Origin of the sequence: Massilia sp. 9I (assembly GCF_902506415.1) — a bacterium.
Classification (GTDB): Bacteria; Pseudomonadota; Gammaproteobacteria; order Burkholderiales; family Burkholderiaceae_D; genus Telluria.
This window is the reverse complement of sequence record NZ_LR733275.1, coordinates 421,740-445,989: the sequence shown is the minus strand read 5'-3', so window position 1 is coordinate 445,989 and position 24,250 is coordinate 421,740. Positions and strand designations below refer to the sequence as shown.

Genomic DNA, 24,250 nt, shown 5'->3' with positions numbered 1-24,250 from the left:
GCCCCGCGTATCACTGCGGATTCGGCGCCACCGGATTCAGCGGCCCGGTGCCCGCCTTGGTCGCAAAGTATTCCGTCTCACCGAAGCAGGAGGTCGGAATCCCGACGTGCTGTTCGTACGAAATCTGCACCCGCTGTCCCATCGCATTCTGCAGCTGCTTCACCACCGCCTCGTCGCGCACGGTGAAGGCGAAGCGTTCCGGGATCGCGCCCGGCATGCTCGACAGCAGAATCTCGCCCTCCCAGGTCTTGCACAGCCAGCCCTTCTTCGAGAACTTCTGCAGGTAGCCCGCCCGTTCGCCTTCCGAATACGACCAGCTCAGCGTGAACCAGGTGTACAGCGCGAACAGCACCACGATGGCGGCGAGGGCGGACAGGAGGAGGGCGGTGGCGCGTTTCGGCATGGCTATTCGTGGGTTGAGTTGTCAGGATGGCAGCATCGCAGCCGCGCCCATTCTGCCACGGCTGCGCCATTTAGCAAAATCCCTCAGTCTCCCAGGCCCTGCCCCTTGTCCTCCATGCGCTTGCGGTAGCGCACCGAGGACCACAGCGACACCAGGATGAAGGCCAATCCTGACAAGCCGGTGAACCATTCCGGGATGTGATACTCGACGCTGAAGAACATGATCAGGGCCAGGATACCGATCGCGTAATGCGCCCCGTGCTCGAGGAAGACGAATTCGTCCAGCGTGCCCTTGTAGACCAGGAACACGGTCATCGAACGCACGAACATGGCGCCGATCGCCAGGCCCAGCATGATGATCACGACGTCATTGGTAATCGCGAAGGCCCCAATCACGCCGTCGAAGCTGAACGAGGCGTCCAGCACTTCCAGGTACAGGAAGCCGCCGATGCTGCCCTGGGCGATCATCTTGCCCACCGTCGGGTCTTCTTCCTCGCTCTCGAGCAGGCCGCTCAGCCATTGCACGCCGATATAGATCAGCACGCCGGTGACGCCCGCGATCAGGACCGGGAGCTTGCGCGCCGGTTCCATCAGGTACATGGCGCCGAACACCGCCGACAGGGTGATCAGGATCGCCAGGCCCTCGGTGCCGTACTTGCCGACCTTTTCCTCCAGCCAGCCGAGCCAGTGCAGTTCCTTTTCCTCATCGAACAGGAAGTTCAGGAAGACCAGCATCAGGAAGGCGCCGCCGAAGGCCGCCACCTCGGCGTGCTTCTCGGTGAGATGGCGCGAGTATTCGGTGGGATTGTCGATCGCCATGTGCCAGACCTCGATCATGCCCAGGCCGGTCGCGGCCGACACGATCACGAGCGGGAACAGCAGGCGCATGCCGAACACCGCCACCAGGATGCCGACCGTGAGGAAAAGCTTGCGCCAGAACTCGTTCCAGCCGCGCAGGACGGAAGCGTTGACGACCGCGTTGTCGAAAGAAAGCGACACTTCGAGCACGCCCAGCACGGCCGTGATCCACAGCGCCTGCAATAGTCCCGCCATCCCGCGGTGCTCGTAGCCCCACCAGCCCGCCAAGGCCATCAGGATGATCGTTACCCCAATCGACAACCGGAAATGCCGCATACTGCCCCCTTGCCTGTCTAGTCTAGTTAAGAGAATATTACCGTCCCAGGTGGTGCGGCGGCGCTACGGATGTCCCTGTTTCATCCCTGATTTCGTATCGACGATGCTTTGCATCTGAGATAATGCCGCGCGGCATTACATTAACACTAACTACCTGGATTTGGACGTGGATATTGCTTATCTTGTAACACCTGTGCTGACCTGGATGGTGGTTGGCCCGATCAAGTTCCTGATTACCAGCGTGCGCCAGCGCCGCTGGGCCTTCAACCTGGTGGGCAATGGGGGCTTCCCCAGCAACCACAGCTCGGTGGTCACCAGCATGGCGACCCTGATCGCCCTGCGCGAAGGCATCGGCCACCCGGCCTTCGGCGTCGCCGTGACCCTGGCCTTCATTGTGATGATCGACGCCAACAGCCTGCGCCAGCACGTGGGCCGCCAGGCGGCCGCCATCAACCGGCTGGGCAAGGAAACCGTCGGCCACGTCGTCCTGCGCGAACGCATGGGCCACACCCTGGTCGAAATCAGCGGCGGCATCCTGACCGGCATCGGCATGGGCTTCCTGGTTCACGCCATCTTCGGCGCCGGCGTCTAGAAGGCGGGCTGGCGGGCCATCCGGACGTCCGCCTTGTCCGCAAACTGTCCGGAATCGGGCACATTTCAGCCCGTCTGGAATGCAGCTCATCGCGAAATACCGCATTTCATCCCTCGATTTCCGCAGTACGCAGAGTAGTCACTTGAAGTTGGTAGGGCACTACTCGATACTGCGCGCTGGCTGTCTATATTCGAATTTTTACAAGAACAACCAAGTCCATTCTCTGGAGAACCACAATGCTGCGCAAATCATTACTCGTCCTTGCCATCGCCTCGGCGCTCGTCGCCTGCAGCAAGGAGTCCAAGGAACCCGCGAAGCCGGGCGAACAGACCGCCCAGGCCGGCGCCAAGGGCGAGGCCAAGGACAAGCGTCCGTCGCAGCTGCAGGTGGCGCCGGAAGACGTAATGACCGTCCAGAACGACACCCTGACCAGCGGCCCGGTCGTCACCGGTTCGATCCAGCCGGAGCGCAAGGCCGACCTGCGCGCCGAGGTCTCGGCCGTGGTGCTTCAGGTCCTGAAAGAGAACGGCGACCCGGTCAAGCGCGGCGACGTGCTGGTGCGCCTGGATGAGACCGCGATCCGCGACACCGTGTCGTCTGCCGACGAAGCCGTGCGCGCCTCCAGCCAGGCCCTCGACCAGGCCAACCGCCAGCTCGAGCGCATGAAGACCCTGCGCGCCTCCGGCATGACCTCGGCCGTCGGCCTGGACGAAGCCGAAGTGCGCCGCAACAGCGCCCAAAGCGAACTGTCGGCCGCCCGTTCGCGCGCCGCCACCGCCCGCCAGCAGCTGTCGCGCACCATCGTGCGCGCTCCGTTCGACGGCATCGTCTCCGAGCGCAAGGTCTCGGCCGGCGACACCGCCACCATCGGCAAGGAACTGGTGAAGGTCATCGATCCGGACAGCATGCGCTTCCAGGGCCGCGTCTCGGCCGATTCGATCGCCGCCGTCAAGACCGGCCAGAAGGTCAACTTCCGCGTCAACGGCTACGGCGAGCAGCAGTTCGCCGGCATCATCAAGCGCATCGACCCGGCCGCCAACGCCGTCACCCGCCAGGTCGAAGTCGTGATCGAGTTTGCCGACAAGGCCCAGCCGAAAGTGGCCGGCCTGTACGCCGAAGGCCGCGTCGATGCCCAGAGCACCAGCGCCCTGATGCTGCCGGAAGCGGCAGTCGTGAAGTCGGGCGACAAGGCCTACACCTGGCGCATCAAGGACAAGACCCTGTCCCAGGTCAACCTGGTGGTGGGCGCACGCGACCCGCGCACCGGCAACGTCGAGATCAAGCAGGGCCTGGCCGCCGGCGACATCGTGCTGCGCGCCCCGACCTCGAACCTGAAGGATGGCCAGAAGGTCGACATGGCGACCGCCCGCGTGGCGAGCGCAGCCCCGGTTCAGGGCAAGTAAGGAAAACAAGGAAAACAACAAATGTTCCTCTCTAATTTCAGTGTCAAGAAGCCTGTCGCGACGGTCGTGCTGATCGTCGCGATGATGGCCATGGGCCTGCTGGCCCTGTCCAAACTGAAGGTCAACCAGAACCCGGACGTCGAAGTGCCGGTCATCGTGGTCGACATCCCGTATCCGGGCGCCTCGCCGGAAACCTCCGAACGCGAGATCACCAACCGCATCGAGAAGCAGATGCTGGCGATCCAGGGCGTCACCGAAGTCAACTCCAACTCCTACGAAGGCGGCGCCTCGATCTGGATGGAATTCGACTTCGACCGCAACCTGATCGAAGCCTCGGACGACGTGCGCAACGCGATCGCCGCGGTGCGCTACAAGCTGCCGGTCGAGATGCGCGAGCCGATCCTGCGCCGCATCGACCCGGCTTCGGAACCGGTGATGTCGCTGGCCTTCTCGTCGAGCTCGCAGAGCCACGCGGAAATCTCGCGCTACGCCGAAGACGTGCTGGCCGATAAGTTCCGCGCCATCGACGGCGTCTCGACCGTGAGCGTCAACGGCGCCCTGCGCCGCGAACTGTCGGTCCTGCTGCGCGCCGAGAAGCTGCGCGAGTTCGGCGTCTCGGTGTCGGACGTGACCAACGCCCTGCGCACCCAGAACACGAATGCGCCGGTGGGCAAGCTGCGCAGCGAGCTGGACGAGAAGGGCATCCGCCTGGTCGGCCGCATCGAGCGTCCCGAAGATTTCTCGCAGGTCGTGGTCAAGCGTAACGGCGACCAGATCGTGCGCCTGAACCAGGTGGCCGAGATCAAGGACGGCTACGCGGACATCAACAGCCTCTCCATGCGCAGCGGCAAACCGAACGTCGGCATCCAGATCTCCCGTTCGCGTGACGCTTCGACCGTGTCGCTGGCCAAGAAGGTCCACAAGGTGGTCGAAGAGACCCAGAAAGAACTGCCGGAAGGCACCAAGCTGGAAGTCACCCGCGACGGCGGCGACGACGCCCAGATGAGCCTGAACAACGTGATCGAATCGCTGGTGCTGGGCGCGATCCTGACCATCTTCGTGGTGTACGTGTTCCTGAACTCGTGGCGCTCGACCCTGATCACCGCGCTGTCGCTGCCGACCTCGGTGCTGGCCGCCTTCATCGCGGTCTGGCTGTGCGGCTTCACGCTGAACTTCATGACCCTGCTCGGCCTGTCCCTCGCCATCGGCGTGCTAATCGACGATGCGATCGTGGTGCGTGAAAACATCGTGCGCCACATGGAAATGGGTTCCGACCGCCGCACCGCGGCGCTGGAAGGCACCGCCGAGATCGGCATGGCCGTGGCCGCGACCACCTTCTCGATCATGGCCGTGTTCATCCCGGTCGCCTTCATGCCGGGCATGTCCGGCCAATGGTTCGGTCCGTTCGCACTGACCGTGACCTGCTCGGTGATTGTGTCGCTGTTCATCTCCTTCACCCTCGACCCGATGCTGTCGGCCTACTGGGGCGACCCGGTCGACCACCACAAGATCCAGAAGAAGGGCATCGGCAAGGCGCTCGACAAGTTCAACGTCTGGTTCGACCACCAGGCCGACCGCTATAGCCGGGTGATCGCCTGGGCGCTGCACCATCGCAAGTGGATGGCCGCCATCGCCGTCGCCAGCTTCGTCGGTGCGATCTTCCTGCAGGGTAAGTTCGGCGGTTCGAGCTTCCTGCCGAAATCCGACCAGGGCACCCTGATGGTCGAGATCCGCGTACCGGCCTCGTCGAGCGTGGAGTATTCGCGCCGCAAGGTGGAAGCGGCGGCCGAGCTGGCCCGCGCCATCCCGGAAACCAAGGACACCAACAGCAACGTCAACACCGGCGGCGGCCGTATCTACATCGACATCGGCAAGCGCAGCGAACGCAAGCGCACCGGTTCCGAAATCGCGACCGAGCTGCGCGAGAAAGTCGGCCGCCTGGTCGGCGCCGAGTACACCGTGATCGATGACCTGAACGGCGGCGGCAAGCCGGTCCAGATCCAGTTCACCGGTCCGGATTCGCGCAAGCTGATGGACCTGACCACGGCCTACATGGAAAAGCTGCGCCAGGTTCCGGGCGCGGTCGACGTCACCCTGTCGGAGCAGGATCCGAAGAACGAGCTGCAGATCGTGCTCGACCGCGGCCTGGCCAACGCCATGGGCATCTCGATCAACGACGCCGCCCAATCGCTGCGCGTGGCCTTCGCCGGCATTGAAGTGGGCGACTGGGTCGACCCGAGCAGCGAAACCCGTGACGTCGCGGTGCGCCTGCATCCGGACGACCGCGTCAACACCGACAGCATCGAGCGCCTGCCGATCGCCGTGAGCGGCACCGGCATGATGGTGCCGCTGGAGCAGATCGCCAGCATCACCATGGGCAAGGGCCCGGCCGCGATCCGCCACAAGAACGGCGAGCGCATGATCACCGTGTCCGCCAATGCCCAGGGCCGTTCGCCGGGTGAAGTGACCGCCGACGCCATGAAACTGGCCAAGAGCTTCGACTTCCCGCCGGGCTATGGCCTGCAGCTGGGCGGCGCCGGCCAGGACCAGCAGGAAGTGTTCACCGCCATGGGCATCGCCCTGATTTCGGGCATCGGCCTGATGTACCTGATCCTGGTGATGCAGTTCGGTTCCTTCACCGCACCGATGGGCGTGATGCTGTCGCTGCCGCTGTCCCTGATCGGCGTGGTGCTGGCGCTCCTGATCACCAAGAACACCCTCAACCTGATGAGCCTGATCGGCGTCATCATGCTGATGGGCCTGGTGGCGAAGAACGCGATCCTGCTGCTGGACGCCGCCCGCGAACTGGAGAAGCAGGGCATGGACCGCGAGGACGCGCTGATGGCGGCCGGCCGCAAGCGCCTGCGCCCGATCCTGATGACGACCTTCGCGCTGATCGCCGGCATGCTGCCGGTGGCGCTGGCCCTCGGCGACGCCGGCCAGTTCTACCAGCCGCTGGCCATCGCGATCATCGGCGGCACCATCACCTCGACCTTCCTGACCCTGCTGGTGGTGCCGACCTTCTACGACAGCATCGAGATCGCCCGCGACCGCATGTTTGCGAAGTTCAACCGCCGCGCCAACCGCTTCAACCCGGCGCTGGCCTTCCTGATGACCTTCGTCGAAGCCATCCTGACGCTGACCTTCGTGCGCCTGGTCTATCGCACGATCATGCGCCTGGGCCGCCTGGTGACGGGCCGTGGCCGCGGTACGCCGCAGCCGGTGTAAGGGGTTTTCTTCTCCGCAAAAGCCAGCCTTCGGGCTGGCTTTTTTTTCGTCGTATATCCGCAAATTCCCCAGATTTCATTGCGCATCTGATAACGCGTGCATGCATCTGTGCATTAAAATTGCCGCATTGCGTCATTCGCCCACCCACTGAAAGCTTTTCGCATGCCTGAAACGACCCCGGCGCTCGATCGCCAGCCCGACCTCAGCTGGCTGGCGGGCGGCGGCGAGATGGGCGCCCTGATCCGGTCGATGGACTGGTCCGCCACGCCGCTGGGACCGCTCGACCAGTGGCCGCAGAGCCTGCGCACGACGGTCAGCCTGTGCCTGTCCTCGACCTTCCCGATCCTGGTGTGCTGGGGTGAGCAGGACATCCAGATCTACAACGACGCCTACCGCCCGATCTGCGGCGACCTGCATCCCAAGTCGATGGGCGGCCCGTTCAAGGAAATCTGGGCCAGCGCGCTGCCGGTCGTGGGCGATGCCTTCGACCGCGCCCACAAGGGCGAAGGCGCCTACATCCGCGACCAGCGCATGTTCCTCGACCGCCACGGCTACCTGGAAGAGGCCTTCATGACCTTTTCCTTCTCGCCGATCCGCGACGAGTCGGGCGCGGTGGGCGGGATCTTCCACCCGATCACGGAGACCACGGCACTGGTGCTGGGCGCGCGCCGCACGCGTGGACTGCGCGAGCTGAGCGACGCCCTGGCCAGCGCACGCACCGCCGCCGACATCGGGCGCCAGCTGGCGGCCGGCCACGCGGCCCTGGCCGAGGACCTGCCTTTCATCCTGTTCTACCAGCATGACACTGCCTCCGGCCAGCTGCTGCTGCGCGGCCGCGCCGGCATCGAGAGCCACTGTCCGCTGGCCCCGGGCGCCCTGGCGCCGGACGACACCACCTGGCCGTTCGCGCTGGCCGCAGCGGGGCGCGCCACCCAGCGCGTGACCGGCCTGGCGCAGCGTTTTGCCGGCGCCCGCTGCGGCACCTACGACGAGGCGCCCGATACCGCGATGGTGCTGCCGGTAACGCTGCCGGGGCAGCAGGAAGCCTGGGGCTACCTGGTGGCCGGCGTCAGCGCCCGGCGCGCGCTCGACGCCGACTACCTGAACTTCTACGAGCTGCTCGGCGCCGCCATCGGCACCGCGGTGGGCAACGTCTCCGCCTATGAGCAGGAGCTGCGCCGGGCCGAGGAGCTGGCCCAGATCGACCGCGCCAAGACCGCTTTCTTCTCGAACGTCTCGCACGAATTCCGCACGCCGCTGACCCTGATCCTGGGCCCGCTCGACGACGCGCTGGCCGATACCGGCGAAGCGCTCACGCCCGGCCAGCGCCGCCGCATCGAACTCACCCAGCGCAATGCGCTGCGCCTGCTCAAGCTGGTCAACTCCCTGCTCGACTTCTCGCGGATCGAAGCGGGCCGGGTCCAGGCCAGCTACGCGCCGGTGGACCTGGCGCGCCTGAGCACCGAACTGGCCGGCGTGTTCGAGTCGGCCATGGTGCGCGGCGGCCTGGCCTATGCGGTCGATGCCGAGGACCTGGGCGAGCCGGTCTGGGTCGACCGCGACATGTGGGAAAAAATCGTGTTCAACCTGCTGTCGAACGCCTTCAAGTTCACCTTGGCGGGCGGCGTCACGCTGCGCCTGCAGCGTCATCAGGGCATGGCGCGCCTGTCCGTGAGCGACACCGGCATCGGCATCCCGGCGCACGAACTGCCGCGCGTGTTCGAACGCTTCCACCGCATCGAAGGCGCCAGCGGCCGCACCTACGAGGGCACCGGCATCGGCCTGGCCCTGATGCAGGAACTGGTGTGGCTGCACGGTGGCAGCATTGCCGTGCACAGCGTGGAAGGCGAGGGCACCCGTTTCGATATCGATATCCCGTTCGGACATGCGCACCTGCCGGCCGAACGCGTGCTGGCGGCGGACGCGCCGGCGCCGGCCGGGGACGATTCGCGCATGGGCGCCGCCTTCGTCGAGGAGGCGCTGCGCTGGCTGCCCGACGCCGGCGACCCTGCCGCCGTGCCGTCCGCCGGCCTGCCGGCCACGATAGCGGACGCCGGGCCGCGCCCGCGCATCCTGGTCGCCGACGACAACAAGGACATGCGCGCCTACCTCAAGTCGCTGCTCGAGCCGCATGCCGAGGTCATCGCCTGCGCCGACGGCGAGACTGCCTTCGCGCTGCTGCAGCGCGACCCGCCCGACCTGCTGCTGAGCGACGTGATGATGCCGCGCCTGGACGGCTTCGGCCTGATCGCGCGCATCCGCGCGGACGAAGCCCTGTGCGACCTGCCGGTGATGCTGCTCTCCGCGCGCGCCGGCGAGGAAGCCAAGGTCGAGGGCCTGCAGGCCGGCGCCGACGATTACATGGTCAAGCCCTTCGCGGCCAACGAACTGCTGGCGCGGGTGCGCAGCCAGGTGGCGCTGGCGCGCGAACGCCGTCGCATGCACCAGGAAACCTCGCGCCGCGACGCCTATTTCCGTGCCCTGGTGGATGCCTCGCCCGCGATGCTCTGGACCACCAGCGGCGACGAGCAGTGCACCTATCTGAGCCAGCGCTGGTACGACTTCACCGGCCGCCGTGTCGAGCAGGACCTGGGGCGCGGCTGGCTCGACAACGTCCATCCGGACGACGTGCAGCGCACCGTCGACGCTTACCTCGAGGCGACGGCCGCACGCGTGCCGTTCGCGATCGACTTCCGGCTGCGCCGCCATGACGGCGCCTACCGCTGGGTGATCGACACCGGCCTGCCGCGCACAGACGAAGCGGGGCGGCCGGACGGCTATGTCGGCACCGTGATCGACATCCACGAACGGCGCATGCTGCAGAAGCGCTTCGAGCGCGTGGCGCAAGCCGGCAACATCGGCGTCTGGTATGCCGACGCGCCTTTCGAACTGTTCCGCATGAACCCGGAGATGGCGGCCCAGCTCGGGATGGACGGCCGGCGCGAGGCCGTGGTGGAGGAGCTGGTGGCCGCCGTGCACGGCGCCGATCGCGCGCGCTTCGAGGCGCGCCTGCGCCGCTCGCTCGAACAGGGCAGCGCGCTCGACATCGAATTCCGCAGCGCGTACGACGCGGACGGGACGCGCTGGCTGCACGCGATCGGCTGGTGCGACCTGGACGAGGACGGCCAGCCGCTGCGCTTCGACGGCGTGACCTTCGACGTCAGCAGCCACAAGCATGCCGAGCAGGAGCTGCGCCACCTGGCTGACGAACTGGCGGCCAAGAACCGCCAGCAGAACGACTTCCTGTCGACGCTGGCGCACGAGCTGCGCAATCCGCTTGCGCCGATCCGCGCCGGCGTCGACCTGCTGCAGTCCGGCGCCGACGCCGGCGGGCGCGACGTGCCCGGCATGATGCGGCGCCAGGTGGACCACATGGTGCACCTGGTCGACGACCTGCTGGATATGGCGCGCCTGTCCGAGGGCAAGCTGACCTTGCGCCTCGAACCTGTGCTGCTGGGCGACGCGGTGCACGACGGCGTCGAGATGGCCATGCCCCTGGTGAACGCGCGCGGCCACCGGCTGGCGCTGCGCCTGCCGGAGGCGCAGGTCGTGCTGCAGGCCGACCGCCACCGCGTGTCCCAGGTCATCAGCAACCTGGTGAACAACGCGGCCAAGTACACGCCGGCCGGCGGCGACATCGCGGTCGAGGCCTGGACCGAAGAAGGCGAGGCGGTGATCGCCGTTGCCGATTCGGGGATCGGCATCGGGCCCGACGCACTGGCGCGGGTGTTCGACATGTATGCCCAGGGACATGCGAGCGAAGTGATGGGCGAGGGCGGGCTGGGCGTCGGCCTGAACCTGGTCCAGCGCCTGGTGCAGCTGCATGGCGGCAGTGTGGCCGCCGAAAGCGCCGGCGAAGGCCGCGGCAGCCGCTTCACGGTGCGCCTGCCGCTGCCGGATGCCGCGCCGGCTGCATCGGCCCCGGCCACACCGGCGCCGCACGCTCCCCGGGCCGCGGCGCCCGGTCGTGCGCTCCGGGTGCTGGTGGTGGACGACAATGTCGATGCTGCGGAGATGCTGGCGACCCTGCTCGAGATCGGCGGTCATGAGGTGCGCATGGCGCACGACGGCGCCGGCGCGATCGACGCGGCGCGCGCGCTGCTGCCGGAAGTGGTCTTCCTCGATATCGGACTGCCGGATACCACCGGCTACGAGGCCGCGGTGGCGCTGCGCCGGATCGACGGCCTGCAGGGGACCATGCTGGTGGCCCTGACCGGTTGGGGGACAGAGCAGGACCGGCAACGGGCGCGCGAGGCGGGCATGGACCACCACCTGACCAAGCCGGCCGAGTTCGACGCGGTCGACCGCCTGCTGGCGCTCGCGCTGCAGGCGCGTTCGCCGGGTCGCTAACGGCGCCCAAAGCGGGCGCCTGGCGGGGACTAGGGCGCGCCGGCTCCGCGCACCAGAGCGTCCCAGGACGCCATGGCGAGCTTCGCCACCGTCTGTAGTTCTTCCCTGCTGGCGCCGTCGCGCGCCCTGATCGCCATGCCGCTCTGGACGATTTGCAGGTAGCGCGCCAGACCGCTCAGGTCGACGGAGGGCGCCAGTTCGCCATTGCGCACGGCCTGCTCCAGGCGTCCCAGCAACACGTCATAGGTACCGCCCCGCGTCGTTCGCATCAGCGCGCCGAGTTCCGCATATTCGCTGCCGCCCACGGTGCCGAGGTTGACCATGCACCCGCGCGGCAGATCGGCATCCGATCCCGTCATCGCAGCCGCCGAGTCCAGCAAATAGGCGGACATCGCCTCGCGCGCCGTGGGCGCCGTCCGGAATCTGCCCAGCACCAGGTGTTCATAGCTGGCCGCATACAGCTTGAGCGTCTCGGCATACAACGCTTCCTTCGAGCCGAATGCGGCGTACAGGCTGGTCGGTCCGATTCCCAGCGCCGTCGTCAGATCCGTGATCGAGGTCGCCTCAAAACCCTTTACCCAGAACAGCTTCATGGCCGTCTCCAGGGCGGCGTCGCGGTCGAACACGCGCGGCCGTCCGCGACGTCCGGATCCACCGGTCGTTCCCGTAGGAGCCGCTTCAGATTTTTTTGTAGTAAGCATTACAAAAGTCCTTGACCAGGCGACGATCCTACCATACGATTAATGTATCGATCACTACATAAAGGTCCAGAAATGAAGTCCCTCCAAGGAAAACGCGCGCTCGTCACCGGCGGCTCGCGCGGCATCGGTGCCGCCATCGCCCGCATCCTGGCCGAGCAGGGCGCGGACGTCGCGCTCACCTACCAGGGCGGCGCGGAGCGCGCGCAAGCGGTCGCGGCCGACATCGAGGCACTCGGCCGCAAGGGGATCGCGATCCAGGCGGACAGCGCCGACCCGGCCGCCATCAAGCGCTCCGTCGATGCGGCGGTATCCGCGCTGGGCGGGCTGGATATCCTGGTCAACAACGCCGGCATCGCGCGCTACAACCTGATCGCCGATTTCAGTGTCGAGGATTTCGATGCGCTGTTCGCGGTGAACGTGCGGGGTCCGGTACTGACGACCCAGGCGGCCATTCCCTACCTCGCGTCAGGCGGCCGAGTGATCACGATCGGCTCGGCCGGCGCCGACCGGATCGTCGGCACGCCGGGAACCGTGTACTACATGACCAAGTCGGCTTTGCAGTCGTTCGCGCGCGGCCTGGCGCATGAACTGGGCGCGCGCGACATCACGTCGAACCTGGTGCAGCCCGGGTCGACCGACACCGACATGAATCCCGCGAATGGCGAAAGCTCGGACTTCCAGCGCGGCCTCATGCCGCTGGGACGCTACGCCGAGCCGGCCGACATCGCCGCCACTGTCGCCTTCCTGGCAAGCCCGGCCGCAAGGCATATCACGGGCACCGTCGTCACGGTCGACGGCGGTTTGCTCGCCTGATCGCACGGAGTAAACGACATGAGCGAGGGCAGTTCGTCGCGTCCGATTGGCGTGGGCATCGTGGGCGCTGGCCCGCATCGTGGATGGGCCCGCGTCGCCCACCTGCCGGCGCTGCGGGCTATCGACCGGTTTGCCCTGCGCGCCGTCAGCACGACCCGGATGGATAGCGCGCGGGCCAGTGCGGACGCGCTCGGCATTGCGCTTGCGTTCGACGACCACAGGGATCTCGTCGGCCGGCCGGAAGTCGAACTCGTCGTGGTAGCGGTGAAGGTGCCCGGACACCACGCCATCGTGCGCGACGCACTGGCCGCGGGCAAGATGGTGTATTGCGAATGGCCGCTTGCGCGCAACCTGGCGGAAGCCGAGGAACTCGCGGCCCTGGCCCGTGCGGCGCAACGCAAAACGGTCGTCGGCCTGCAGGGCCGGCATCATCCGCCAATCCGCTTCCTGCGTGACCTGGTCCGGCAAGGCGTGATCGGGCGTCCGCTCAGCACCAGCATCCGGGCGCATCCGACCGAGGCTACCTGGTATGGGCATTTCGACCCGCCTTTCGAATACATGGCCGACAGCGCCAACGGCGCCACGATGCTGAGCATCGCCGTGGGCCATGCACTGGAGCCGCTTGCGCAGGTGCTCGGCGAGCTCGAGAGTCTGTCGGGAGTGGCGGTGAACCGGCGCGGCCATGGTGTCCGCTTGCGCGACGGCAGCTCGATGCAGAACGATACGCCGGATGAGATCGCAGCGGTGGGCCTGATCGAGGGCGGCGTCGTGGCTTCCCTGCATTACAGCGCAGGCAGTGCGGTGGCGAAGCCGATGTCCTGGGAGATACAGGGAAGCGCCGGCAGCCTGCTGATCGAGTCCGCGACGGCCGGGTATCTGCACATGGGCGATCTCGGTATCGTGCTCAGGCGTGGCTCGGAACCACCGCGCCGGATACCGGTTCCCGCAGCGTATTTCGCCGATTTTCCCGGCTTGAGCGGCGCCGCCGCGGGCGTGGCCAGGCTGTATGCGCGCCTGGCTGTGGATATCGAGGAGGGAACATCGACGGTGCCGGATATCGACACGGCATTACGCAGGCATCGGACGCTCGATGCGATCACGCACTCGTTCGCGACAGGAGACCGTGCACGCCTTTAGCGGGCCCGCGGGCAAGACCCAGGGAGTGGAAAGAAGTAGTGGTGCGCGTGCATCAAGACGACTAAGCCAGCCCGGACGGGCTGGCGATCGCCGATGTGAAACGGCACGAAGCCAAGCTTCCGGCGAGAGCGGAAGTCCCGGAGCCTGCGTTGCAGGCTCCGTTCGTTGCCAGGCGGATGGCCGATCAGCCGCCGCTGCTTGGCGGGGTGGTGCCGGTGCCGGTGGTACCGGTGGTGCCCGAGGTACCCGAGGTGCCGGTGCCGCCGGTGGTGCCGGTGCCAGTGGTGCCGGTGCCGGTGGTGCCGGTTGCGCCAGTGCCGGTGGTGCCGGTGCCGGTTGCGCCGGTGCCGGTGCCCATGTCGCCGGTGGTGCCGGTTGCGCCAGTGCCGGTGGTGCCGGTTGCGCCGGTGCCGGTGGTGTCGCCAGCGGTGCCGGTGGTGCCGGTGCCAGTTGCGCCGGTGCCGGTGTCACCCGTGGTGCCGGTGGCGCCCGAGGTGCTGCTCGGGGCAGTTGCCGAGGTGTCCGGCGTGGTGGTGGTGGCGTCGGTTGCCGGCTCGTTCTTGCGGCATGCGCCCAGCAGGGAGGCCAACACGGCAGCAGTCAGCAGGATTTTTGGTGCTTGAGTCAGTGCTTTCATTGTTTAACTCCTCGTTTACGTCTATCTTGTGCCGCAATCTCCAGGTGAGGCCTTGGAGGGGAAGCGGCGCCAGGTTAGGTCCTCCGAGGGTTCGTAAACCCAGCAGTGGAACCATCAGGGAACCGACGCAATACGCGGCCCCGGTCAGTGCACGAATCCGACTGGAACATCGCAGGCGGACAAGCCGCCAACCAGTTGGACCGCGCACCGTCGTACTTGTTTCCGCGGTGCGCTGCGGATTTGCTGGAGACTAGGTGGTCGGGACCCCCATCCCCCAGCCCACCGGCGTCTGCCGGGTGGTCCTGGTGTCGCCGGCATCCTTGCCTGCGATCTGTTCCAACAGCGCGGGTATTTCCTGCGATATTTCCCGCGCCAGATAGCCAAGTGTTCCCATGCGCTGCGCCAATCGCTCGCCGGCGCGCGCATGCAGCGCCACACCCCAGCAGACGGCCTGGTCGAGCGGCGCGCCACGCGCCGCCAGTCCTGCGATGACGCCGGCCAGCACGTCGCCGGAGCCGGAGATCGCCAGGCCGACGTTGCCGCCCTCATGCTGGTACAACGTTCCATCGGGCGTTGCGATGACAGTGCGTGCACCTTTTAATGCGAGCACCGCATTCCAGTCGCGCGCCGCAGCGAGCGCGCGCGCATCGGGCGCGGCCGTGATCTCGTCTTTCGCGATGCCGGTCAGGTGCGCCATCTCGCCCGCGTGCGGGGTGAGGATCACGGGGCGCTCGAAACGCCAGGGCATGCCGGCCGGCCAGTGCTTTGGCGGATGCAGCAGCACGCCCATGGCGCAGGCGTCCAGCACCACGCGCGTGCCCGCCGCCTCGAAGCGCGGCAGCAGCGCGTGCACCAGTTCCGCGGTAGCCGCTTCGTCGCGCATGCCCGGTCCGATCAGCACTGCGTCGACGCGGTCGGCCAGCGGGTCGAGGCAGGCGACCGCGTCCATGCTGAAGCCGGCGCTCGCGTGCTCATTGAGGCCGATCACGCGCGCCTCGGGCATGGCCAGCGCCACCAGCTGGGCCACGCTCTGGCCGGTGGCGATGGTGAGCTTGCCGGCGCCCGCGCGCAGGGCCGCGGTGGCGGCCAGGATGATCGCGCCCGGCATTTCGCAGGAGCCGCCCAGCACCAGCACGTGGCCGCGGATTTCCTTGTCGCCTTCGACGGCCGGCATCGGCACAGGCCAGCTGCGCAGCAGGGCTGTGTCGACGTCATGCACGGCATTGGCGCGGGTGAGTGATTCCATGGATGGGCTCAGGCCTTCGGTGCGGCAGGCAGGTCCTTGCTGGCGGTGACGGGGGTGCCGCTCGCTTCGAGCGGCGCAACGAAGTTCACGAGGCGCAGGGCCATGTGGCCGCCCTTGCCCAGTGAGGGATCGAATTCGTAGGAAGTGACCGAACAGTTCGGCACGTCGCCGGCGCGGTCGAAATCGAGGATGGTCTTCTCGTCCATGCGCTCGAACAGGTAGCGGAAGCAGTTGACCGTGACCTGGTGCGCAACGATGAGTACGCGCTCGCGGCAGAACTCGCGGTTGAGCGTGTCGACCACGCTGCGCAGGCGCAGGATGACGTCACACCAGCTCTCGCCGCCGGGCGGGCGGAAATAGAACTTGCCGACGTGCTGGCGCTGTTCGTACAGCTCCGGGTAATCGTGCGCGATGCCGTGGGTGGTGAGGCGGTCGAGGATGCCAAATTCCTTCTCGCGCAGGCGCTCGTCGGATTCGACGACCAGGCGCGAACGGTCGAGGCGCTGCATCAGGATGTTGGCGGTGTCTGCGGCGCGCACGTAGGGCGAATGCAGCACCACTGTCGGCTGCTGTTCCGGCGGCAGGGCGGCAAACCAGGAGCCGAGCGCCTGCGACTGGCGCTCGCCCAGCTCGGACAGGGGCACGTCGACGTCACGGTCGGCGATGTCGATGCGGTGTCCGGCGGCAGCTTCCGCCAGATCACGCGCGACGTTGCCGGCGCTCTGTCCATGCCTGACCAGCCAGATTTCCTGTGGCCACTTCTGTTCCATCACAAGCCCGTCTCTGATATTGACATGACGTCATCATAGACGGATTCTACGGGCGCAAAGCGCACGATTGCGGGCCTTCCACAGAGGCTCGCCGTGGCGTCGGAACCCGCTTACAAGCGGTGTTTACACGGTCTGTTCGTCACCATCCAAATTGATTTCCGCGTCGCTATTAAACACGCGCAAATCGCTCTGTCCGAGCGTGCGGCTGGTAAGGGTACCGGCCATGATGGAGCCGCTCACGTTGAGTGCCGTGCGGCCCATGTCGATCAATGGTTCGACCGAAATCAGGAGGCCCGCCAGCGCCACCGGCAGGTCCATCGCCGATAGCACGATCAGGGCCGCGAAGGTAGCGCCGCCGCCGACACCGGCTACGCCTATCGAGCCGAAGGCGACGATGGCAAGCAGCGGCAGCAGGAAGCTGGCCGTGTACGGATCGACGCCGACGGTCGGCGCAATCATCACCGCCAGCATGGCCGGGTAGATGCCGGCGCAGCCGTTCTGGCCGATGGTGGCGCCGAAGGAGGCGGCGAAGTTGGCGATGCCTTCCGGCGTGCCGAGGCGGCCGGTCTGGGTCGCCACGCTCATCGGGATGCTGCCGGCGCTGGTGCGGGAGGTGAAGGCGAAGGCCAGCACCGGGAAGATCTTGGCGACGTAGCGCAGCGGGTTCAGGCCGCTGCCGGTGACCAGCAGCAGGTGCACCAGGAACATCAGCGCCAGCGCGCAGTAAGAGGCGGCGACGAAGCTGGCCAGGCTCAGGATGTCCTGCAGGCTGGAGCCGGCCACCATCTTGGTCATCAGGGCGAACACGCCGAACGGGGTCAGGCGCAGCACCAGGGTCACCATGCGCATCACGATCACGTGGACTATGTGCACGAAGTCGCTGAAGGACTGGAACACTTCCGGCTTCTTGCCGGCGATGCCGGTGGCCGAGATGCCGATGAAGATCGAGAACACCACCACCGCAATGGTCGAGGTCTTGCGCGCCCCGGTCATGTCGAGGAAGGGGTTCGCAGGGATGAAGGACAGCAGCATGGTAGGCAGCGAAATCTCCTTCGCCGCGGCCAGGTTGCCCTGCAGGTATTCGCCGCGCGCCACTTCTGCTGTGGAAGCCGTCAGGCCCACCGCGCTCAGGCCGAACAGCTTGGCCATCAGGATGCCGATCGCGGCGGCCACGATGGTGGTGGTGATCAGGATGCCGATGGTGAGCGTGCTGATGGTGCCGAGCGAAGACGCATTGCGCAGCTTGAGGATGGCCTGCACGATCGAGACCATGATCAAGGGAATGACGATCATCTGCAGCAGCTTCACGTAGCCGCTGCCGACCACGTTGAGCCAGGCGCCGGTCGAGGCGACGATCGGCGAATCCGCGCCATACACGGTCTGGAGTGCGGCGCCGAGCAGCACGCCGAGGCCGAGTCCGGTGAACACGCGCTTGGTGAAGGACACGTGCCTGGCCTGCATGCGGTACAGCAGCACGCAGACGAGGAGGGCGAGGACCAGGTTGATCAGGACAGGGAAATTCATTAGAGCCTTTTCGTAGCAGCAAATGCACTGCGGAAATCAATCCATGCATTTTATAGGCAAACTAGCATCGCCGCCGAGCCACCATATAGCACCACGCTGGTGCATGTCATTGTCGCAACGACTACAAGCGCTGACACCCTAACAATCCTGTGTGGCTAGGGGACGACGGAGGTCGGAAAAAAGGCGATGTTGACTGTTCAGTTTCTGGGTTGATGGATGCATTGTTTCTATAATTCAATGTGAAATGACGTCCTGCTGCCACTCCAATCATCGGATTTCCCATGTTTAAAAATCTCAGCATCAAGTCCCGTCTCATCTTCGTTATCGCGCTCCTCGCGGCCGAGCTGGTCGCCGGCGCGGTGATCGGCATCTACAACCTGAGCGTCGCCAACCGCGAGCTCAAGGGCATGCACGACGACCGCGTCGTCCCGCTCGGCCAGCTCGGCGCCGTCATGCGGCTGATCACGACCAACCAGCTGCTCGTCACCAAGGCCGCGCACCTGGACGATGCGAGCGCGCGCAATGCGCTGATGGCCGAAGTCGATGCCAACATCGCCACCGTGACGGCCACCTGGAAGGCCTATGAACAGACCTCGCTGACAGCGGAAGAAGCTGCGCTGGTGGCGAAATTCGTCGAGGCCCGCAAGGCCTTCCTGGCGCAGGGACTGCAGCCGGCGATCGCCGCCATCCGCGCCGGCGACCTGGCGCAGGCCGGCCAGCTCGCCTCCGGTGCAATGGAGCGCGGCTTCCAGCCCGTGGCTGCGCTCGGCGGCCAGTTGATTGCGCTGCAGCAGCAGGTGGCGAAAACGGAATATGAGCATTCGCAGCAGAAGTATGCAATCGTGCGCCTGGTGTGCCTGGCCGGTCTGGCCTTCGGTCTCTTGATGGCGGCCGTGGTCGGCTGGATGCTGGTGCGCGCAATCGTGCGTCCGATCGAGCAAGCCATGCAGATCGCCGGCGCAGTCGCCGCAGGCGACCTGACCCAGCAGATCGAGGTGACGTCGAAGGACGAGACCGGCCGCCTGCTGCAGGCGCTCAAGGACATGAACCTGGCGCTGGTGCAGATCGTCACGCGCGTGCGCGGCGGCACCGACACCATCGCTACGGCCTCGGGCCAGATCGCCGCCGGCAACCTCGACCTGTCGAGCCGCACCGAGCAGCAGGCCGGCTCGCTGGAAGAGACCGCGTCCTCGATGGAAGAACTGACTTCGACCGTGCGCCAGAACGCGGACAACGCGCGCCAGGCCAATGCGCTGGCGGCCTCGGCCCAGCAGGTGGCGGGCAAGGGTGGCGAAGTGGTCGATCAGGTGGTGCGCACCATGGGCGCCATCAACAGCTCGGCGACCCGCATCGTCGACATCATCTCGGTGATCGACGGCATCGCTTTCCAGACCAATATCCTGGCGCTGAATGCGGCGGTGGAAGCGGCGCGCGCCGGCGAGCAGGGCCGCGGCTTTGCGGTGGTGGCGGGCGAGGTGCGTAACCTGGCGCAGCGCAGCGCAGCGGCGGCCAAGGAGATCAAGGCCCTGATCGACGATTCGGTCCAGAACGTGCAGCACGGTTCGGTGCTGGTCGACCAGGCCGGCGCGACCATGGCGGAGATCGTGCAGAGCGTTGGCCGCGTGACCGACATCATGGCCGAGATCACGGCCGCCAGCCAGGAGCAGACCGCGGGCATCGAGCAGATCAACAGCGCCGTGGTGCAGATGGACCAGGTGACGCAGCAGAACGCTGCGCTGGTCGAGCAGGCCTCGGCGGCGGCCCAGTCGATGCAGGAAGAAGCGGCCTCGCTGGCCCAGGCGGTGGGCATGTTCAAGCTCGACGCGCAGGCGGCGCCTGCCGCGGCCGTGGTGCGCACGCCGGCGCCGGCACGTCAGCAGAAAGCGCCGGTCCGCATCGAGACCAGGGCCGCGGCTGCCAAGCCGGCACCCAAGGCGGCCAAGGCCAAGCGCAAGGCCGAGGAAGCGACCGAAGGGTGGGAAGAGTTCTGACGGGATTCAGCTGAGGGCAGGGCGGCCGTGTGAGGGCCGCCCGCCAGCGCTAAAACGACACAGCGGGCAAGGCGCCCGCTGTTTTTTATGCGCGCGCCTGCACACGGCGCCCGGCGCCGGATGCGGGCGATATACGGCGTCTTACTAGAAAGCGATCACGAGTGCGGCCATGCCGAGGCACAGGCCGACGGCCACGCCGATCCGCTGACGCAGGCGGCGGCTGTTCGAAACGACGCCCTTGGCAAAGGTGCGCTTCGGCATGCCCGGGTTGCTGCTGTCGATGGTCGCTGGGTGGATGGTCGGATGCGAATGCTCGGTGTTCATGTCGGTTCCTTGTTTATGCCGTCTCCACCGGAGACTGGCGTTTGATAGTGAATGGCGCCTGGCGGCGCGAAAAATGCATGGCAGCGTGGTCCGGCGGAGTCGATCTTGCGCCCGCCGGCTTAGGCAAGCCGGACCGGAACAGCCGGACCGGATCCGGCAGGTAAGGCGCTGGCGCACCGCACGGCAACGGATCTGTTGCGCGATTCTCTAGCGTGCGGTTGAGAGACGTAAGACATGCTTTGCCAGTCAGCGTTCAATGAAAAACCCGGTCCGTGAAATCCCTTGCCGTTAAGCTGCACGGATGTTGTCTATTTTACATGCAGGGATGGCGAATTCAAGGGCGCACACAATTGCTTACGACTTCAAGGAATTGCTGCAAAACAACAATATCCCGCCGTCCTTGAGGAATGTCAAGCAATTACGGTAGGGAGTAGGGGGAAACCAACACTTACGGGTAGGTGCTGGTGCTACGCCTTGTGAAAACGATACAAAAAACCGATGCATATTGCTATTTTTGTATCATTTCGACGCGATCTAATGGTGAATCAATCAAGACCGTTTCGTGATGTGCGGCGGTCGCGCCTTGCGGGTGACGGGCGCTGCCCTAGACTGCAATGAGCCCTGACAGCTTCAGGCAGCCCAATCGGTCCACGAAGGAGAACACCATGCGCCCCCTATCCCTGGCAATCGCTGCGGCCCTGCTGCTGTTGGTCGCCGATGCCGCTGCCCAAACCAGGAACTACCCTGTGACGGGCGACTCATCCATCTCGAGCGTGCAGGTGACCGCGCCCGCCCGCACCATGCGGGTCTACCAGGAACACCTCGATGCGGTGCGCGGCGTGTATGCGCTGTCGAACGGCTGGCGCCTGAAGGTCGGCGCGGCCGCCGGCGGCATCACGGCCCAGATCGACCGCCAGCCCGCGATGCACCTGGTGGCCCTGAGCCCCGACCGCTACGTGTCGCGCGACGGCAATGTGACGATGGACTTCAACCGCGGCGATACCGGCGACGACATGCTGATGAGCTATGTACCTGATTCGCGCGTGGCGCAGGTGATCGTGGTGAAGGCGACGCTGGCACAGCGTTGACGAGGGAAGGGCGGAAACAAAAACGCCAGCCCGAAGGCTGGCGTTTCTGCTGATTCTGGTAGGCCGTGCGGGGCTCGAACCTGCGACCAACGGATTAAAAGTCCGCTGCTCTACCAACTGAGCTAACGACCCGAAAGAAGTGAGATTATAGGATGAGTCGCGCTCGCTGTCAAATGCCGTACGACATCGCAGCACGTCCCCATCCTTATTTCAGCGAAGCGAGGCGGTCCTTGGCCGTCTTGGCGGCGCTCGACTCCGGGTACTTCGACACCAGCTGCTGCAGCGCCTTCTTGGCGTTCTTGCTGTCCTTGAGCAGGGCGTAGCTGCTGCCGATGTTCAGCATCGCGTCCGGCACCTTCGGGCTGCTCGCGTAGGTCGTGGTCAGCACTTCCTGGGCGGCGATGGCCTTCTTGTAGTCGCCTTGCGCGAACCAGGCGTTGCCGAGCCAGTACTGCGCATTGGCGGCATAGGCCGACTCCGGGTAGCGGCGCACGAAGTCCTGCAGGGCCGCGGTGGCGCCCTTGTAGTCGCCCGACTGGAACATCGCGGTGGCGCTGTCGTAGGCGGTCTTTTCGGCCGGCAGGACCGAGGCGGTCTGGCCGTCGACGGTTTCCTGCTGCGGCTCGACCTTCTTGATGCGGGCGTCGAGGTCGGCGTACAGCTGCTTCTGGCTTTCCTGGGCGCGCGCGATCTGGTTGGCCAGCACTTCGATCTGGCCGCGCAGGCGCGAAATTTCCTGCATGGTCTGCTCGTGCTGGTTCAGCAGGTCGAGCTGCGAGGTCTTGTCCGACTTGGTCTCGATGCGGGCGTTCAGGTCGCGGGCAATGGCATCGACCTTGGCGCGCAGGTCGAGGATAGCCTTGCGCGCTTCGTCGTCGTCGAGCAGGCCGGCGTGGGCCTGCAGCGGCATCCAGGCCGCCAGGATCAGGCAGGCAAGACGGGACGGGGACAGTTTGATCATGGCATTTCTTTCCGGTTGCAGAGTAAAACGGGGCGGATGCAGTCTGCACTGCCATCCGCCCCGCTGTCAATCAGCCGTATCTAAACAGTTATCGGAACGATTACTGGTAGACGATGTCGGCGCGACGGTTTTCAGCCCATGCAGCTTCGTCGCTGCCGGTTGCCTTCGGCTTTTCTTCGCCCAGCGACACGGCTTCCATCTGGTTTTCCGACACGCCCAGGGCGGCCATTGCACGGCGCACGGCTTCGGCACGCTTCTGGCCCAGGGCCAGGTTGTACTCGGTGCCGCCGCGTTCGTCGGTGTTACCCTGGATCAGGACCTTGCGGCCGGTGTTCTTGGTCAGGTAGCCCGAGTGGTTGGCGACGACCGGCTTGCCGTCTTCGCGCACGACGAAGCTGTCGTAGTCGAAGTAGACGCTACGGTTGGCCAGCACGCCTTTCGGATCGTTCAGCGGATCGACGCTGCCGGTTTCGACCGGGCGGATGTCGCGCGGGTTGGCTTCAGCCTGTGCCGGCGGCGGGGTCGGGGTCTTTTCGACGACCGGGGTTTCCTGCAGCTTGGTCGACGAGCAGGCGGTCAGCACGAGGGCGGAAGCGATGAGGGCCAATTTCTGGAAGTTGCGCATGGTTTTTCTCCTTGTCTATTAAAGATGTACTGCTTTTTACTTCATGAAGGGACCCCAGCTGGGCTCCCGAATGTTTCCCGCGTTGGTGGTCAAGCGCTGCTTCACCCGTCCATCCACCGAGACCACGGCCAGCGAGACACGCCCGCCGCCCTTGGTCGCATACATGATGTACTTGCCGTTAGGCGAAAAACTCGGTTCGGTGGCCCCGTCGGCCAGGCGCAGCTCCTGGCCGCTGGCCAGGTCCATCGCGTATAAGGAGAAATTGCCGCCACGCTGGGAAATCCAGGCCAGTGTCTTGCCGTCGGAAGACACGCGCGGGCTGATATTGTAATTGCCGTTGAAGGTCACACGGGTCGCATTGCCACCCGCTGCGCTCATTTTGTAGATCTGCGGACCGCCGCTGCGGTCGCTGGTGAAATAAATGGTCTGGCCGTCGGCCGAGAACTGCGGTTCGGTGTCGATCGACGGGCTGTTGGTCAGGCGGCGGTGGCCGGTGCCGTCCGAGTTCACGGTATAGATTTCGGTATTGCCGTCCTTCGACAGGGCCACGGCCAGGGTGCGGCCGTCCGGCGACCACGACGGCGCCGAGTTGTTGCCCTTGACGTTGGAGATCACGTTGCGGCGGCCGGTCATCAGGTCCTGCAGGTAGACCACGGGCTTGCGGTCTTCCATCGAGACGTAGGCGACGCGGGTGCCGTCCGGCGCCCAGGCCGGCGAGATAATCGGCTCGCGGCCGCGCGCGGCGACGACTTCGTTCTCGCCGTCGGCGTCGGCCACGGCCAGGGTGTAGTTGCGGCTGGCGCGGTCTTCCTTGACGTAGGCGATGCGGGTCGAGAAGATGCCGCGCACACCGGTCAGCTTTTCATAGACGTCGTCGGCGATGCGGTGGGCCTGCAGGCGCACGTACTTCGGCTGCACTTCGCCGCCCAGCTGCGACAGCTGCGCGCCCTTGACGGTGTCGTGCAGCTTGTAGCGGATCGCGAAGCGGCCGTCCGGGCCGCGCGTCACGCTGCCCACCACGAGCGCGTCGGCGCCCTTGGCCTTGAAGGCGGCCAGGTCGACGCTGGCGCTGTCGCTGATGGTCTGGCCGGCGTCGATCACCTTGAACACGCCGCTGCGCTCGAGGTCGGCGCGGATGATGTCCGAGACGTCGTCGGCGGCCAGCGATTCGTCGGCGAAGGCCGCGACCGCGACCGGGATCTGGTTGCTGCCGACACCGGCGATCTCGACCTTGATCTGGGCCTGGGTGGCCGTGCCCATGACGAGGGTGGCGCTGAACAACAGGAAATGGAGTTTTTTCATAGTCTTGGGTTAGCTCGTACGG

19 protein-coding genes and 1 tRNA gene are annotated in these 24,250 nt (G+C 66.0%); 8 read left to right on the top strand and 12 right to left on the bottom strand.

Going from position 1 to position 24,250, the window contains the following annotated elements:
- Positions 1–10: 10 nt before the first annotated feature.
- Positions 11–403 (bottom strand): hypothetical protein, encoded by a 393-nt coding sequence (locus GV068_RS02025; protein ID WP_159695759.1) that lies wholly within the window; start codon positions 401–403, stop codon positions 11–13.
- 83 nt (positions 404–486) lie between these two features.
- Complete coding sequence (locus tag GV068_RS02020; RefSeq protein WP_159695758.1) at positions 487–1,536, bottom strand: DUF475 domain-containing protein; 1,050 nt, start codon at positions 1,534–1,536, stop codon at positions 487–489.
- A 166-nt stretch (positions 1,537–1,702) separates the two neighbouring features.
- On the opposite strand from GV068_RS02020, the gene GV068_RS02015 reads away from it, so the two are divergent.
- The 4 genes from GV068_RS02015 to GV068_RS02000 all read left to right on the top strand — a co-directional run bounded on the left by GV068_RS02015 (position 1,703) and on the right by GV068_RS02000 (position 11,109).
- Positions 1,703–2,128, top strand: a complete 426-nt coding sequence (locus tag GV068_RS02015) for a divergent PAP2 family protein (RefSeq protein WP_159695757.1) — start codon at positions 1,703–1,705, stop codon at positions 2,126–2,128.
- 236 nt (positions 2,129–2,364) lie between these two features.
- Positions 2,365–3,531, top strand: coding sequence for an efflux RND transporter periplasmic adaptor subunit (locus GV068_RS02010; RefSeq protein WP_159695756.1), 1,167 nt, complete (start codon positions 2,365–2,367; stop codon positions 3,529–3,531).
- Between the two features lie 21 nt (positions 3,532–3,552).
- A complete protein-coding gene (locus GV068_RS02005; protein WP_159695755.1) occupies positions 3,553–6,759 on the top strand; it encodes an efflux RND transporter permease subunit in 3,207 nt (1,068 codons plus the stop codon).
- A 162-nt stretch (positions 6,760–6,921) separates the two neighbouring features.
- On the top strand, positions 6,922–11,109 hold the full coding sequence (locus tag GV068_RS02000) for an ATP-binding protein (protein ID WP_159695754.1): 4,188 nt from the start codon (positions 6,922–6,924) through the stop codon (positions 11,107–11,109).
- Between the two features lie 29 nt (positions 11,110–11,138).
- Here the strand turns inward: GV068_RS02000 and GV068_RS01995 are convergent, their stop codons facing one another.
- Complete coding sequence (locus GV068_RS01995) at positions 11,139–11,702, bottom strand: TetR/AcrR family transcriptional regulator (RefSeq protein WP_159695753.1); 564 nt, start codon at positions 11,700–11,702, stop codon at positions 11,139–11,141.
- A gap of 180 nt (positions 11,703–11,882) precedes the next feature.
- On the opposite strand from GV068_RS01995, the gene GV068_RS01990 reads away from it, so the two are divergent.
- Complete coding sequence (locus tag GV068_RS01990; protein ID WP_159695752.1) at positions 11,883–12,623, top strand: SDR family NAD(P)-dependent oxidoreductase; 741 nt, start codon at positions 11,883–11,885, stop codon at positions 12,621–12,623.
- Positions 12,624–12,641: 18 nt separating this feature from the next.
- Positions 12,642–13,760 carry a Gfo/Idh/MocA family protein gene (locus GV068_RS01985; RefSeq protein WP_159695751.1) on the top strand — a complete coding sequence of 373 codons (1,119 nt, stop codon included), beginning with the start codon at positions 12,642–12,644 and terminating at the stop codon, positions 13,758–13,760.
- A gap of 184 nt (positions 13,761–13,944) precedes the next feature.
- Here GV068_RS01985 and GV068_RS01980 read toward each other — a convergent pair whose 3' ends face one another.
- From GV068_RS01980 to GV068_RS01965, 4 genes are all read right to left on the bottom strand, one after another.
- Complete coding sequence (locus tag GV068_RS01980) at positions 13,945–14,397, bottom strand: hypothetical protein (protein WP_159695750.1); 453 nt, start codon at positions 14,395–14,397, stop codon at positions 13,945–13,947.
- 250 nt (positions 14,398–14,647) lie between these two features.
- Positions 14,648–15,643, bottom strand: coding sequence for an NAD(P)H-hydrate dehydratase (locus tag GV068_RS01975; protein WP_159695749.1), 996 nt, complete (start codon positions 15,641–15,643; stop codon positions 14,648–14,650).
- Between the two features lie 8 nt (positions 15,644–15,651).
- Entirely contained in the window at positions 15,652–16,413 is a 762-nt protein-coding gene (locus tag GV068_RS01970; protein ID WP_159695748.1) for a histidine phosphatase family protein, read from the bottom strand.
- Between the two features lie 123 nt (positions 16,414–16,536).
- Positions 16,537–17,937: an L-cystine transporter gene (locus tag GV068_RS01965; RefSeq protein WP_159695747.1), complete on the bottom strand. Its 1,401-nt coding sequence runs from the start codon at positions 17,935–17,937 to the stop codon at positions 16,537–16,539.
- Between the two features lie 281 nt (positions 17,938–18,218).
- On the opposite strand from GV068_RS01965, the gene GV068_RS01960 reads away from it, so the two are divergent.
- The gene (locus GV068_RS01960; RefSeq protein WP_159695746.1) at positions 18,219–19,928 is read left to right on the top strand and encodes a methyl-accepting chemotaxis protein; all 1,710 of its coding nucleotides are present in this window, start codon (positions 18,219–18,221) and stop codon (positions 19,926–19,928) included.
- 144 nt (positions 19,929–20,072) lie between these two features.
- Here the strand turns inward: GV068_RS01960 and GV068_RS01955 are convergent, their stop codons facing one another.
- Entirely contained in the window at positions 20,073–20,252 is a 180-nt protein-coding gene (locus GV068_RS01955) for a hypothetical protein (protein WP_159695745.1), read from the bottom strand.
- 665 nt (positions 20,253–20,917) lie between these two features.
- Between GV068_RS01955 and GV068_RS01950 the strand changes: the two genes are divergently transcribed.
- Positions 20,918–21,340 carry a hypothetical protein gene (locus GV068_RS01950; protein WP_159695744.1) on the top strand — a complete coding sequence of 141 codons (423 nt, stop codon included), beginning with the start codon at positions 20,918–20,920 and terminating at the stop codon, positions 21,338–21,340.
- A gap of 56 nt (positions 21,341–21,396) precedes the next feature.
- On the opposite strand, the gene GV068_RS01945 is transcribed toward GV068_RS01950, so the two are convergent.
- The 4 genes from GV068_RS01945 to tolB form a co-directional block, all read right to left on the bottom strand.
- A tRNA-Lys gene (locus tag GV068_RS01945) sits at positions 21,397–21,472 on the bottom strand.
- A 73-nt stretch (positions 21,473–21,545) separates the two neighbouring features.
- Positions 21,546–22,301, bottom strand: a complete 756-nt coding sequence (gene ybgF, locus GV068_RS01940; RefSeq protein WP_159695743.1) for a tol-pal system protein YbgF — start codon at positions 22,299–22,301, stop codon at positions 21,546–21,548.
- Positions 22,302–22,401: 100 nt separating this feature from the next.
- Positions 22,402–22,926 carry a peptidoglycan-associated lipoprotein Pal gene (gene pal, locus GV068_RS01935; protein WP_159695742.1) on the bottom strand — a complete coding sequence of 175 codons (525 nt, stop codon included), beginning with the start codon at positions 22,924–22,926 and terminating at the stop codon, positions 22,402–22,404.
- A 36-nt stretch (positions 22,927–22,962) separates the two neighbouring features.
- A complete protein-coding gene (tolB, locus tag GV068_RS01930; RefSeq protein ID WP_159695741.1) occupies positions 22,963–24,228 on the bottom strand; it encodes a Tol-Pal system beta propeller repeat protein TolB in 1,266 nt (421 codons plus the stop codon).
- Between the last annotated feature and the right edge of the window lie 22 nt (positions 24,229–24,250).

Bases quoted from the DNA above. Each gene is read 5' to 3' on its own strand.
- GV068_RS02025 (WP_159695759.1), bottom strand. From the start codon at position 403: ATGCCGAAACGCGCCACCGCCCTCCTCCTGTCCGCCCTCGCCGCCATC.
- GV068_RS02020 (WP_159695758.1), bottom strand. From the start codon at position 1,536: ATGCGGCATTTCCGGTTGTCGATTGGGGTAACGATCATCCTGATGGCC.
- GV068_RS02010 (WP_159695756.1), top strand. From the start codon at position 2,365: ATGCTGCGCAAATCATTACTCGTCCTTGCCATCGCCTCGGCGCTCGTC.
- GV068_RS02005 (WP_159695755.1), top strand. From the start codon at position 3,553: ATGTTCCTCTCTAATTTCAGTGTCAAGAAGCCTGTCGCGACGGTCGTG.
- GV068_RS02000 (WP_159695754.1), top strand. From the start codon at position 6,922: ATGCCTGAAACGACCCCGGCGCTCGATCGCCAGCCCGACCTCAGCTGG.
- GV068_RS01995 (WP_159695753.1), bottom strand. From the start codon at position 11,702: ATGAAGCTGTTCTGGGTAAAGGGTTTTGAGGCGACCTCGATCACGGAT.
- GV068_RS01990 (WP_159695752.1), top strand. From the start codon at position 11,883: ATGAAGTCCCTCCAAGGAAAACGCGCGCTCGTCACCGGCGGCTCGCGC.
- GV068_RS01985 (WP_159695751.1), top strand. From the start codon at position 12,642: ATGAGCGAGGGCAGTTCGTCGCGTCCGATTGGCGTGGGCATCGTGGGC.
- GV068_RS01980 (WP_159695750.1), bottom strand. From the start codon at position 14,397: ATGAAAGCACTGACTCAAGCACCAAAAATCCTGCTGACTGCTGCCGTG.
- GV068_RS01975 (WP_159695749.1), bottom strand. From the start codon at position 15,643: ATGGAATCACTCACCCGCGCCAATGCCGTGCATGACGTCGACACAGCC.
- GV068_RS01970 (WP_159695748.1), bottom strand. From the start codon at position 16,413: ATGGAACAGAAGTGGCCACAGGAAATCTGGCTGGTCAGGCATGGACAG.
- GV068_RS01965 (WP_159695747.1), bottom strand. From the start codon at position 17,937: ATGAATTTCCCTGTCCTGATCAACCTGGTCCTCGCCCTCCTCGTCTGC.
- GV068_RS01960 (WP_159695746.1), top strand. From the start codon at position 18,219: ATGTTTAAAAATCTCAGCATCAAGTCCCGTCTCATCTTCGTTATCGCG.
- GV068_RS01955 (WP_159695745.1), bottom strand. From the start codon at position 20,252: ATGAACACCGAGCATTCGCATCCGACCATCCACCCAGCGACCATCGAC.
- GV068_RS01950 (WP_159695744.1), top strand. From the start codon at position 20,918: ATGCGCCCCCTATCCCTGGCAATCGCTGCGGCCCTGCTGCTGTTGGTC.
- ybgF (WP_159695743.1), bottom strand. From the start codon at position 22,301: ATGATCAAACTGTCCCCGTCCCGTCTTGCCTGCCTGATCCTGGCGGCC.
- pal (WP_159695742.1), bottom strand. From the start codon at position 22,926: ATGCGCAACTTCCAGAAATTGGCCCTCATCGCTTCCGCCCTCGTGCTG.
- tolB (WP_159695741.1), bottom strand. From the start codon at position 24,228: ATGAAAAAACTCCATTTCCTGTTGTTCAGCGCCACCCTCGTCATGGGC.